The organism is Colidextribacter sp. OB.20 (genome assembly GCF_009911595.1).
Taxonomy (GTDB): Bacteria; Bacillota; Clostridia; order Oscillospirales; family Oscillospiraceae; genus Lawsonibacter.
Genome location: NZ_QWKG01000088.1, coordinates 1 through 13,612 on the forward strand (window position 1 = coordinate 1; position 13,612 = coordinate 13,612).

The window sequence follows — 13,612 nt, forward strand, 5'->3', positions numbered from 1 at the left end:
GGCGCCAACGACTACTACACTGGCTACATCAACCTGGCCACCCAGCTGGGCATCATTGGCGGTTACGGCGACGGCCGGTTCGGCCCCAACGACACCGTGACCACCGCTCAGGCCGCCCTGATGCTGTCCCGCGCTCTTGGCTACTTCAAGGGCAACGAGATCGCTCAGGCCAGCGACTGGGCTCTGGCCTCCATCGCTCAGGCCAGCAAGATCAAGATGTTCGGCAACCTGAACCTGTCCACCAATGCCGAGCTGGCCCGTGACAACGTGGCCGAGATGGTCTTCAACACCATCACCAAGACCGTTCCCGTGCAGTACAACGAGCTTCTCGGCGTGTACTACAACGAGAACAAGGGCATTATCTACGCCCTGACCTTCTACTACACCGACACCCTGGGCTACAAGAACTTTGGCCTGGTGTACCGCAGCAACGACACCACCGATTACGGCCGTCCCGGCACCACCTGGGGCACCGGCAGCTATCGGTTGGGCAACAGCGGCGAGGGCAATACCGGCAGCGACGCCTACGGCCTGAATGAGGACGGCAGCCTGCGCCCCGACCGGGTGAAGATGCTGTCTCAGGACGAGATCATCACCGTCGCTTATGAGCCCGACTACATCTACACCGGCAACACCAAGCAGGACAAGGTCTATAAGGACCTGGGCTCCAGCCTGTGCAAGACCAACAGCGCCTACAGCTGGAGCTACTATGTGGACGGCGACCTGAAGAACGGCTACACCACCCGTCCCATCGATGATGACGAAAACTGGCTCATCAGCGGCAGCAGCCTGACCGCTGAGCGCTTCTCCGGCGACGGCGCGACCACCGAGATCTACATCGACTCCGTGAACGAGACCGTCCGTGTGGTCACCATCTGGAACTACATGGCCGAGGTCCTGCGGGCCCGTGAGGACGAGGACGGCCGCTACATCGACGTGCGCGTGGGCAACTGCGAGTACTCGCTGGACAACGAGTATTACACCGCCGACTTTGCCGAGGACGATTTCGTCATCGTCAATATCGACAACGAGGACCGCAACAGCGCCAGCAACTCCGGCGACTACTTCATCCAGGACGTCTATGAGACCGGCAAGGTCGAGGGCACTGTCCGCGAGGTCCGCAAGTGGCTGGACAGCGACAAGGACAACGACGGCGACTGGGTCCGGCTGGAGGACACCGAGAAGCACGTCTACTCCAGACTGACTTGGGATGACGTGGATGATATCAACAGCAACCACCCCGACCTGGACGCTGAGTACCGCCTGTATCTGGACCCCAACGGCTTCGTGGTTGGCTTCCAGGCCCTGGAGGACATCTCCCGCAACTACCTGTATGTGACCGACACCCACGACAATATGGGCATCCAGGCCAAGGTCGTCTTTGCTGACGGCACCAGCGCCCGCGTTGACGTGGACGACGAGTTCACCAACTACAAGGCGAACGTCACAACCGATGCTGAGGGCGGCGCTGACTTTAAGGGGGATTCCACCGAGAACAACGTCTACGCCTACAACAAGAACGACAAAAACAAGCCCAATGCGGCCAACCTGGGCGCGGACAACAAGGTCACCGAGGATAAGCTGATGAAGGATGGCTACAGCCACCTGATCGGCGTGGACGCTGCCGATAGCGGCAAGCCTGACGAGACCCTGAACCAGCGCGTCTTCCGCTACAGCAAGGACAAGAACGGCGTGTACACCCTGACTCAGCTCAGCGACAACCGCGCCAGCCTGATCTTCAGCCAGGATGACGACCGCACTGACGGCGACAAGAGCATTGTCAACGGCGCCGCTTACATCACCGTGGAGAACACTGAGGGCAACGAGCGCTACATCGTGGACAAGAAGACCGCCTTCGTGGACGTGAAGGACAAGACCCTGTACACTGGCTATGAAGAGGTGCCCAACTATCTGGATGCCGACTTCTATGTGGTGGACGTCCGGAACGACCGGGTGGCCGACGTGGTGTTCATCATCGACGGTGAGCGCTACAACGACAACTCCACCTACTTCTATGTCAACGCCAACAACCCCTTCAGCACCTACAAGGATGACAAGTACGGCTACGACGTGTCCCTGTTCCCCGCCAAGAACACCTATGTGGACGGCGTGAAGCAGGACGTCGAGGTGGACTACAACAAGTGCATCCTCACCGACCAGTTCGATGGCATTGGCCTGTACAAGATCGTCCGTGAGAACGACGACGGTGTGGCCACTCAGATCGAGAAGGTCAACATCACCACCTACGGCGCCATCGCCGCCGGCGTCCAGAGCCTGTACACCAACGCCTACACCGACAAGCCCAACGGCAAGCCCGCCGACAGCCAGTGGGTCATCAACAACGACACCGTGTTCGTCATCATCAGCGGCGACAAGATGGATAAGGTCAGCGTTGTGACCGGTTCCGCCGGCGCCCGCTACATCATCGACGATACCGACATCAAGCTGAACAAGGATACCAAGCGCACCTATGTCAGCGTCATCAAGGACGACACCGACAAGAACCTGGCCAAGCTGGTCTATGTGGTGGAGTATGAGCTCAGCTCCGACCTGGGCAACCTGACCGGCGTCTTCACCGGCATGAACGCCAGCGGCTTCTATGTGAACGGCAAGTCCGCCACCAACCTGAATGGTCTGAAGGCCGGCGACAAGATCGAGTTCACCCTGACCCCCGAGCTCGGCTATGACCTGCCCAAGTCCATCAAGATCAACGGCACGAATGTCCCTGTCGATCCCGAGACCGGCAAGGTTTCCTACACCGTGCCCTCCAGCGGCGAGGTCGAGATTCCTGAGGATCAGACCGCTGTGCCCCAGACCACCACTGTAGAGTGGACCGCGCCCGAGGCCGCTGAGGGCAGCTTCACCGTGAAGGTTGGCGACAAGGCCCTGGAGAGCGGCGCTGAGGTGGGGACCGGCGACAAGCTGGTTATCACCGCTGAGCCCGCCGCCGGCAAGCAGGTCAAGGCCGTCAAGGTCAACGACGAGACTGTCACTGCCAACGAGGACAGCACCTACACCTACACCGTTCAGGCTTCTGACATCGGTGCGAATAAGAAGGTCACCGTCGCTGTCGAGTTCGAGGCCGCCGCTGTGGATACCCGCATCACTGTAGCCCTGAAGAACCCCGACGGCACCGACGCTACTGTCACCAAGCAGCAGTTTAATGCAAACGGCGACCTGGTCGTTGAGTTCACCATCCCCGATGGCGCGGTTCTGAAGACCTCTGCTATGAACAAGGCTGACATCACTGTCGGCGGCGACTTCTATGCGAACCTCACAGTGACGACTACGGCTACTGGCAAAGCTACGATTGCGGCTAATACTCTGAGCGCCGCTGGCGTTCCCACTGAGGGCGAGATCGAGGTCGATCTGAAGACCATCGTGATCGACAATTACAGCGTTGAGGTTATTGCTCCCGCTGGCTGGCTGGTTGTGAAGGGCGAGGGCACCTCCAGTGAGCTGTCCACCGAGACGGCGGGCAACCTGAAGGTTACTCTGAAGCCGAAGGACACCACCGGATACGGCGGCACCATCAAGGCGAAGTGCACCATCACTGGCATTGACGGTGTGACCGATCCGAAGGAAGTTCAGGCGCTGTACGACTACAGCACGCACACCCTGGCTCTGGAGAACATCCTGGGTGCCGAGGACGGAAATAAGAAGACCGCCTCCGGCAAGGTCACCATCAAGGTGGAGATCGTTGAGCCCATCCGGGTTATTCGGGCTGAGGCATCCGTGGAGACGTTGACCGTTGAGGGGATCGATGGGGAAGTAACCCTCCCCACTGTGACCTTGACCTTCAGTGCGCCTGTGAAGATGGGCCCGGGCACTGATGAGGAGGCCAGAACTTGGATTCAGGGAAACGTTAACAAGAAATACGCTGTGAACACTCTCTCTGAGGATGGATTGACCTTCAAGGCCAGCTATGGAGGGTTCGGGGACGCGGGAGCCCCCATCACCCACGTCTACAGCTGGAGTACGGGAGGTTTCTGGGGAGCAGACGGTACGACAGCTGTCGTTGACACCCAGGTCAATGCAGAGGGAGCAATCAGAGCCTGCCCCCTGACCACCCATACCCAGTCTACTGTTCAGAATCCCAGCACCGAGCAAAGTCAGGGTAATGCGGGCTGAGGTAATTCACCCTTAAGTATCACAATTCCCCCGGGCGCAAGCCCGGGGGGCCTTTATTTCAGAAAACCGCACCTTGACAAGACCGGCGGAAGCTGGTATAGTATAGGCAGAGGGACTGCCGTTGAGCAGACGGTTCAGCCCCGTTAGATTGGGTTTCTAAAAAAGAGAAACCGTCACCGTCCGGGGTGGCGGTTTCATCTTACCCTGACCTGGAGCGTTACAATGTAACCGCGAAAGCGGAATGTAAACGTCATTGTCAAAGGCATCGGGCCTCACCCCCTTTCGAGGATGTGGCTAAACCGCCCGCGTCGTTCAACAGCAGCCCCTCCGCCCGGCGCTGGCGCGCCTGGCCAAAGCGGCGCTCTGGTTGAGGTCAGTATACCATAGATTCGACAGAATGTAAAGCAAGACCGGCCTTGACAAGACCGGCGGAAGCTGGTATAGTATAGGCAAAGGGACTGCCGTTGAGCAGACGGTTCAGCCCAGACAGTTTGTGTTTTCTAAATCAGAAAACCGTCACTTGCCCGAGTGGCGGTTTTCGCTTTTTACCCGAATCGTGATTACACATCCGAAGACGTGAAACGTCAAGGTAATCGGCATGTACCTCACCCCCTTTCGAGGATGTGGCTAAACCGCCCGCGTCGTTCAACAGCAGCCCCTCCGCCCGGCGCTGACGCGCCTGGCCAAAGCGGCGCTTTGGTTGAGGCCAGTATACCATAGATTCGACAGAATGTAAAGCAAAACCGGCCTCAAGGGGCCGGTTTTGCTATTTTTTCAGCCCATAGACAGTAAAACCGGACCCGGCGAGGAGGGGCTGTTCGCCGGACATGACCAGGGAGCGGATGCCGCTCCAGGAGTTGGCGGGGGACACAGTGAGCACCTGGCGGCCGTGCCAGAGGGTGTTGGCGAAGTCCCGATTGGTCTCGCTCCGGCTTATGTAGCTGGAGCTGAGCGCCACCAGCTCATCCGGCCACAGGGGAAACAGGCGGGCGGTGCCGCCGCCATAGCCCTGGCCGGGGGTGGCGCGGGTGGCGAACCGGGCCAGGAGCAGATATTTGGAGGTGCTGGTGAAGTCACCCTCGCTGCCGATGCAGGCGGGGTCCTCCACTCCGTTGACCGCCAGGCGCAGGTCGCCGACGTATTTGTTGGTGCCGCAGCCCCGAAAGACGATCTCCAGCTCACGGTAGCCGCTGATGCCGGCAATGGTGACGGAGGCGGTCTGACCCTCGGCAGTGGTGTAGGCCGCTCCCAGCTTCACCCAGCAGTTCTCGCTCCGCAGGGCGGAGACGTCCGAGCTGTGAGCGGATTTGTCCACCTTGCCGCTCTCCAGAGAGGAAATGCGGCTGACGGCGGAGTTCAGCGCGGTGGTGGTCGCCTTCGTGCCCAGGGTGGTGTTGATAGCGCTGACCGAGCTGCTCAGGCTGTCCACCCGACTGTCAACCCCCTTGACGGCGGCGTCGATTTTGGCGTTGTCGGCGTTGAAGTCGGTGCGCAGGACACGGTCAGAGGCGTCCCACTGGTTGAGATTGTAGTTTGGTGTTGCGTTCATTGTCGTTCCTCCTTGAAAAGTGTCTTGAGAACGAAAAAAGCCTCCTTTCGAAAGGAGGTGCCCCAGTTCGCAAACTGGGGCGGAGGATTGCATTTTGCGAAGCAAAATATACGAAGTATACGAGGGCTCAGAGTCTCCTGTAGGGGCGGACATTGTCCGCCCGCTTTTTCGGACCCGGTCTGTTAACGGCGGGCGCACAATGTGCGCCCCTACACAGCTGCCGCTCTCTGTAGGGCGGGACGACTCGGCCCGCCGTTTCCTCCTGATTCCAAGGGCGCGCCGGGGTCGTCGCGCCCTACACGCATCGCGTCCTCCTGAGGGAGGCCTTTTTCCGCTCTCAATTACCGTGTGCAGGGAGGAAAAGTGGTACGTTTTCATACATTTAATGGAAGTTAGGGCGGAGCACGCCCAAAAACAGGCAAAAGGAGGCCCCCGGCTTGAAGCCGGGGGCCGACGCTGTTTCGGTTATCCTACATAGGGCTTGTCGGTTTCTACAAAGACGCCCCGCTCGGCGGTCCAGCTGACGTTAAACCCGAGGGCGATGCCCAGGTCGCGCAGCTTGAAGTAGTTATATCCGCCGCCGTTGTCGTCCAGCAGGTTGATGGCCGTCATAGCCACAGGCTTGCCGTTGATCTGCACGGACTGCGCGCCGCCGGTGTAGGCGCGGGCACCGGAGAAGGGGGTCTTCATCTCGGAGCCGTTGTCCTGATAGGGCTGGCCGGTGACGATGGTGATGCCTGTCTCATTGGTATAGCCAATGGAGAAGGTCGCCTTGGTGCTGTTGAGCACATGGGCCAGGTCACGGAGCTTGATGTAGTTGGTGGCATTGCCGTTGGCGTCCAGCAGGGCGTACATCTGGAACTCGACAGCCTTGCCGTCCACCTCAACAGTCTGGGTGCTGGCAGAGGCGATGCCGCTGGCGGGGATCTTCTCCACGACAATCGTGGTGGCGGCGGTTCCGATGTAGTACAGGGACAGGTGGGTGGTGGTAAAGATGACGGACTTGGTGCGCACGTTGTACATGGTCTCGCAGGCCTGGATATTGCCGCTGCCGTCCAGGTAGTAGACCACGATGCGGGAGGCGTCCTCGCCGGTCTTCAGGGTGTAGGGCAGGGAGACGGTGATGAGGCCGTTGCCGAAGCTGGTGATGTTCTTGCTGCCGCTCTTCAGGGTCAGGTCATACACGGGAGCGGAGCCCACCTGCTCCCGCTGGCGGGCGTTCAGGTCGGAGGTCCTGGCCTTGGTCATGGTCAGGGTGACCGAGCTGCCGGACTGGGAGTCGATGGCGGCCAGGGCGTCGCCGTCGAAGGAAATCTCGCCGGCGGACAGCTTGATAGTCAGGCCGTCCACGTCGTTGCGGGAGGACTTGGCCGCGTCAGCGATCTCGCCGATGGCGTCGGCGGGGAGCTTCACGGTGTTGATGGTGTTGGACAGACCGCTGAAGTCGATCTCCACCATGCCGGTGCGCACATCGTCGCCGATCACGTTCTCGATCTTGTCCAGGTCGATCTCTGTCACTGTGGCGGTATTGCCGGACACGGTGGCGTCCACCCGGATGGAGGACTGATCGCCGGAGACGGGAACCGTGACCGAGGAGCCGGTGGAGCCGCTGCCACCGCCGCCGCTGGAGCCGCCGCCGCTGGGCCTGCTGCTGGCGGTGATGTTGTAGGTCTCAGTCATCACGCCGCTCTGCGCGCCGTCCTTCACCGCGATGGCCATGATTGTGGTGGTCTTGGTGGCGTTGGGCAGGGAGATCGGGCGGGCGTACACGTTGCTCTTGTTGGTGGGAGTTGTGCCGTCCAGGGTGTAGTAGATCGTCGCTCCGGCGCCGGCCCTGAGGGTTACGCTCTGCCCGCCGGTGTAATTGCCGCCCTTGGGACTTGCGGTGGGCGCGTTGATGGCGGACACGTACAGGGTGCCGCCCTCATACTTGTAGACGTAGTTGCCGTCCGTGGACTTGTCGGGGCCGCTGATGCGGATGGGGTAGCTGCCAATCAGGTCCTTGTCGGCGGAGGGGCAGGTCACAGTAACGCCGTCCACCTTGGGAGTGCTGGTGAACTCCGGCAGAGGCTGACCCGCAATGATGGTCATGCTGTCCGCCTTGACGGTGACCTGGGCGGGCTTGATTTCGAAGGTCGCCTCAGCAACACCGGCGTACTTCGTGTCGCCCGCCAGGGTGGAGACAGTCACCTTGTAGCTGCCCGCGTTGGTGGGGGCGGTGGTGCTCTCGTAAGTGTCACCCTTGACGGTCTTTCCGGTGTACTTGACCTCATACTTGGCGTCGGCGGGGTCGCACTTGACGGCGGCGTCCTTCGCCTTGCCGTCGTAGGTCACATCGCCGGCCTTGATGTCGAACTTCACCAGGGTCCTGTCGGTGGCAGTGACATTGACTGTAATCGTCAGGTCCTCATAGTTGGTCATGCCGGAGACAGTAACCACAGTGGTTCCCGCCGCGTTCACGGTCAGCTTGCCGTCCGTGACAGCCGCGTCGGCGTAGCTGGGCGTTCCGCCGCAGTCCTTGGGGAGGTACTGCGCTAGGTCGATGACCACAGGCTCAGCGCCCTCAGCGGTGCTCACCATGGCGTTCATGGTCTGGGGGGCAAGGGCGGCCTTGCTGATCGTGGCTGTGGTGTCGAAGGTATCCTCGGTAAGGGTGTAGTTGGGGTTGTCCAGAGACACGGTAACGGTGCACTTCTTGCCTGCGCCGGCATCGGCGTCGGCGAACTCGCCGGTGGCGGTGTACTTGATTCCCGCCACATCGAAGGTCACATTGGTAACGGTGGCGTCAGTAGTGCCGTCGTAGGTCTTGCCCGCCACGGTGGCGCCGGTGATGCTGATGGACTTCGGGGCCACGGTGACGGTGACGGTGGCGGTGCCATCGTGATAGCCGGCAGCCTTGGCGGTGATCGTAATGGTCGCCGTACCGGCCTTGTTGATGGTCACGTTGCCGGCCTTATCAACGGATACCACGCCGTTTGAGCCGGGGTTGTACTCGAAGGTTGCGGAGATCGTCTGACCTTCGCTCTTGGAGCGGGCGTTGAGGTTGAAGGGTGCGGTGTCGCCGAAGATCTTCTCAAAGCTGTCCGCAGTAACCTCAATGGTGGGCAGGCTGGTTACAGTGAGCTCAGCCTCGGCGGTGGCGTCCTCGTAGCCTGCCTTCTTGAAGGTCGCGGTGATGGTGACCTTGGTGTCATCCGCCACTTCCTTCGTTGTGATCTTGCCGGTGGCATCAATCGCGGCAACGGCCGGGTTGGAGCTGGTGTAGGTAATGGTGCCGTCCTCGATGGCCTCGCCGTTGGCGGTGACGGAGGCGGTCGCCTGCACGTCTGTGCCGTACTTGACCTTGTTCTTATCCAGGGTCAACGTCATCTCCACAGGAATCGCGGTGGCGGTAACCTCAGCCGAAACAGGCGCGTACTTGTCAGCTGTATCCGTGACAGTGACGGTGATCTTCTTGCCAACATCTGTGGGCTTGACTGTGTAGGTCGTGCCGGTGGTTTTCTCACCGCCGCACTCCCAAGTATAGGTCAGCTCCGTGTCGCCCTGCGGTTTTACGGCGCTGGCTGTCAGCGTCTGGCCGGGGTAGGGCTCGCCGGTAATGGTAACGCTCTCGGCCACCAGCTCCTTGTCAGTGACGATGACCTTAACGGTTGTGGAAACGGCGTTGTAGTTGTCATCGCCAGAGTAACGAATGGTAATCGTTACGCCAGCTTCATTCTTCGCAACGCCCTTTATGACGACGTCAAAAAGTTCTGTATCAACATCGCATTGTCTGGTGTTGCTGCTGGTAGCTTCAAATTTCCCGGTGGGCTTGTCGCCAGTCTCAACGCCTGTGAGAGTTACAGGAATCTCCATCTTTGTGCCAACGGACACAGTAACAGATTCGGCGCTGATGGTCGGGGTAGCCTTGCCGATGGTGTAGGTCGGCTTTTGGGTGGCCTGGCCGGTGTAGCCGCCCTTGCCGACGATGGTTACGGTCACGTTGCCGGGGGTCGCGGGCGCAGTTTCTTCGCCGTTGTACAGGACGGTGTAGTCCTCGCCCTCGGTCAGAGTGTTGGTGCCGAGCTTGACGGTGATAGTGGGCGCCTTCGGGGTGCCGTCATAGGTCAGCACCCCGTTCCCCAGGGTGACCGTCGCGCCAGCCAGGGACTCCGCCGGCTTGTCGGTCACGGTGATGGTAATCGCGGCCGTGATTTGGGTATTCCCCTTATAAGTCGCGGTCAGGGTGAACTCCTCGCCAGCCTGCGCGTTTTTGTTGACATTGACGATAGGAGTACCATACCCAAGAGTCGTCTGGTCGAACGTCGCCGGAGCACCTTCGCTCAATTTCCAATCCACATCAGTGTCGCTAACGAGGATTGTATTGCCGTTCTGGTCCAGGAACCGGGCCTTGTACTGTGCGTCGCTGCCAATCTGGAGAGAAGTAAAGGGCTCCCCGCCGTCCGAGTCAATAATCTCCATGCTGGTCGGCTTAGGGGCTTCATACGTGTAATCCGCGGTGGCCAGCTTCAGAACAGATTGACCGTAAATCGACTGGATATCAGTGTCATACGCAAAGGAAATGCTGCCTTGGCCGGGGATAGCAAATGTATAAGTGCCGTTCCAGCTTCCGTTTGCCGTTCCGGCCAAAAACAGCCCGCCGTTCTGGCCGATGCTGCCGGTATCGCTGTTGGTCACGTCAACCAGGTAGTTGTTACTGCCCAGGGTGACGATGTTCCACATGTGGCGGCCAGCGCCGGTTCCGCCGGACATCACACCGCTGACGGTGTAGCAGGCCAGCTCGTCGTCCAGGTCGCACAGGTACTGGAAGGCCTTGGCGTAGCCCTCGCAGACGACTTTTGTTTTGGGGTCGCCGTCGAATACATAGATCAGCTGCCAGGGATCGCCGTAGATGGGATCCGGATCGGCAGCCGCGCCGTCGTTGTAGTCCACCAGCCGGCAAATCTCGTCTTTGTACGCTTTCAGCCGATCATAATCGGACTTGCCGGCGTTATCGCTGACAATCTTGTTTGCGGTGCTTACCGCGTTAGACGCCGCGCCGGTCAGGCTACGATCAGCTTCAAAATGATAAGTTTTTTTCACTCCGCCAGAAAACTCAACTTCTTCGGTTTTACTCGTAGCATAAGCCTTAGCCACAGCGAAGGAAAAGCTTCCGTCAGAACTGTAAACATAACCCGCAGTTTTGTCATACCAGTACAGGTCATAGGGGCAGTCGGCCATCAGCACTGTCATGAGTGCTTTTCTGTCGCCCTCATCATCGAGCTTGACGCCTATATTAAACTTAGTGGAAGCCAGTGTGCCGTTGGCAACCTTGGCGACCAAGGGTTTCAGCGCACTGTAGGCTTTCTTCGCATTGGCTGAAAGCAAGCTGCTGTGATCGGCAAAGAGGGAGATGCCGCTGTCGCCGAAGGATATCTGTTCCAGATATCCAAGAAGCAGCTCGTCGCTGCTTATGCCGTCGTCCTCGACAGAACCGGCCACCCACAGGACCTCCTCGTCCGCAGGGGCCGCCCCGGCGCCCAGGACGCTGGCGGGCAGCAGTGTCAGCGCAACGGCCAGAGCCATCAACGCCGACAGGAAACGTTTCTTCATGTGTATGTACCTCCTGATTTTAAAATATGGCGCTCTCTACGCCCGCGCGGGCGGCTTCTGTGCGGTCCCGTCCCACGCGCTAACCCAGCTTTTAGAATATCATATCCGCCCCTGAAAGGCAAGTCTATAATAAGAAAGAATACAGTTTTCTTTGAATTTTCGCCCCCCGCTGAGGATTGCGTTTCTGGTTGTAGGGCGCGACGACCCCGGCGCGCCGCCGGACCAGGCAAATACATGGCGGGCCGAGTCGTCCCGCCCTACAGAGAGCTCAAAGCTCCCGTCCCCCTTGCGGGGAAAAGGGGGACGTTTCTTATGTTTTGCCCCCGGCTGGCCGATATACTATCATCAGAGTACCGAGGAAAGGGGCGTTTGCAGTGGACGAATTAAGGATCCGCAGGGACCGGAGCTTCGTGTCCCCCCAGTATCAGGGGACGGCCAGGGGAGAGAAGGCGTCCGCCGCCGGGCAGAGCCAGGCGGTGACGCGGGCGACGGGCCTGAAGGTGTCAGAGACCCTCCAGGAGATGGCCAGCAGGGCCGCGCAGATGGAGAACGGCATCCGGGAGGGCCGCCGGGTCCTCCAGACGGGCCAGAGCGCCCTGGACGAGATCAAGGACAGCCTGGACCGCCTGGCCGAGCTGGCCCGGAAGGCCGCCGAGGGGGGCGACGTGGACCGGGAGGCCCTCCAGAAGGAGCTGGAGCAGCTGTCGGGGGAGATCGAGCGGATGATCGCCAGCGCCGCCGTGGGGGACACCCCCCTCTTCCTGGACAAGGGCGCGGACATCAAGGATGTGGCTCAGCTGCTGATGCGGCTGCTGGCAAAGGCGGAGGCGGGGGTCTCCCCGGACCAGGCCATCCAGGAGCTGACCGGCGGGGCCATTGAGAGCATCGCCCAGCTGAAGGAGCTGCTGGCCGGCGGCGGGGCCCAGGGCCTCCAGGAGGTCCTTCTGAACCTGATGATGACCGGCAGCGGGGCCACCCTGCTCAAGCTGCTGGCAGGGATGCAGGGGGGAAATCTGGAGCTGATGATGGACCTGCTGTCCAGCCTGCAAAGCACCCAGGCCGCCCCGGAGCAGGGGGCGGACCAGGCCCCGGCTCAGGCCGGAGAGGCCCTCCAGGTCCAGACGCCCCGGCAGGCCGAGCCAGTGCAGACCATGGACCTGGGCCCCCTCCGGGTGAGCGGAAGGGACCTGTCCGGCGTGACCTTCCGGGAGGAGACCGGCGAGCTGATGATTTCCGGCAAGGCGGACGTGACCGTCCAGGGGACGGGCGGGCAGGCCGGGACCATCCGGCTCACCGGCTCCGGGACGGTGGAGCTCCGGGACGTGACGGGAACGGAGCTGACGGTGGAGACCGCTCAGGCCCGGGTCGTCACGGAGGGCAGGAGCCAGCTGGCCCAGGTCCGGATGGAGCGGGGGGCCGTCCTCACCCTGGAGGGCGGGGGGCGGCTGGAGCTGGACGCGGTCCGGGGAGACCAGACCAACACCCTGCGCCTCACCGGCGGCGCGGTGCTGGTGCGGGGGGAGAAGGACTCCGCCGAGCCCCTGGGAAGGCTGACCGTCCCCGTGGTGCTGGACGGGGCGGCCATCCTCATGGCCCGGGCGGTCCAGGTCACCGACGCTGCCGGCCGGAGGGCGGAGCCCTTCGACCTGATCTGGAAGTCGCTGCTCCCGGGCTGGGAGCGGCTCACCGACCTGGAGGCGGACGGAAAGCAGACCAGGCTGGCCCTGCTCCGGAGCGATCCCGCCCGGCTGTGGCTGGTCCGGGGGGACCAGGGCTATCCGGCCCACAGCCTGGTGTTCCGGGACCGGGAGAGGCCGGAGCAGCTCCGGACCCGGTACGCCTATCTCCAGTGGAATAAGCGGAAGGAGACCTTCGAGGAGGTTACCATGTACCCCAACCCCTTCGACGTCACCGGCGGCGAGGCGGAGCGGGACTGGATCTATGAGGAGGAGACCCAGACGCTGTATATCCTCTCCTCACAGGTGACCTCCCTGTCCGGCGGGACCGGGGTGGACACCAACCAGGTCCCCTTCAGCGGCCGGATCGCCCTGGCCGACGGCATCGGGGCGCTGGAGCTGACCCTGGACGGGGTAATCTGCCAGGTGGTCTCCGGCCGGGCCTTCGACCTGGGGGAGGAGAACAACGTGACCTTGGTGCTGCCCGGAGGGGCCAGCAACCTCTTCGCCAGCGGTGCGGGCTGCGCCGGCATCACCCAGGGGGAGGGGACCCTGCTGTGCGTCAACTGCCTGGGGCCCGAAGAGGAGGACGAGTCCCCCGCCGGCACCCTCACCGCCGCCGGCGGGCTGGGCTGCGCCGGCATCGGCCGGGACGGCGTGGCGG

At 61.4% G+C, this 13,612-nt stretch carries 3 protein-coding genes and 1 pseudogene; 2 read left to right on the plus strand and 2 right to left on the minus strand.

What is annotated here, in order from left to right; translation table 11 throughout:
• Positions 1–4,131, plus strand: a 4,131-nt coding sequence (locus D1641_RS17160) for an S-layer homology domain-containing protein (protein ID WP_160667894.1), incomplete at its 5' end; no start/stop codon positions are given.
• A 766-nt stretch (positions 4,132–4,897) separates the two neighbouring features.
• Here the strand turns inward: D1641_RS17160 and D1641_RS17165 are convergent.
• Together D1641_RS17165 and D1641_RS17170 are read right to left on the minus strand one after the other, a co-directional pair.
• Positions 4,898–5,680 (minus strand): hypothetical protein, encoded by a 783-nt coding sequence (locus tag D1641_RS17165; protein ID WP_160667896.1) that lies wholly within the window; start codon positions 5,678–5,680, stop codon positions 4,898–4,900.
• 465 nt (positions 5,681–6,145) lie between these two features.
• The gene (locus D1641_RS17170; protein WP_160667898.1) at positions 6,146–11,272 is read right to left on the minus strand and encodes a chitobiase/beta-hexosaminidase C-terminal domain-containing protein; all 5,127 of its coding nucleotides are present in this window, start codon (positions 11,270–11,272) and stop codon (positions 6,146–6,148) included.
• 374 nt (positions 11,273–11,646) lie between these two features.
• On the opposite strand from D1641_RS17170, the pseudogene D1641_RS17175 reads away from it, so the two are divergent.
• Positions 11,647–13,612 (plus strand): annotated as a pseudogene (locus tag D1641_RS17175) (hypothetical protein); the annotation flags it as partial.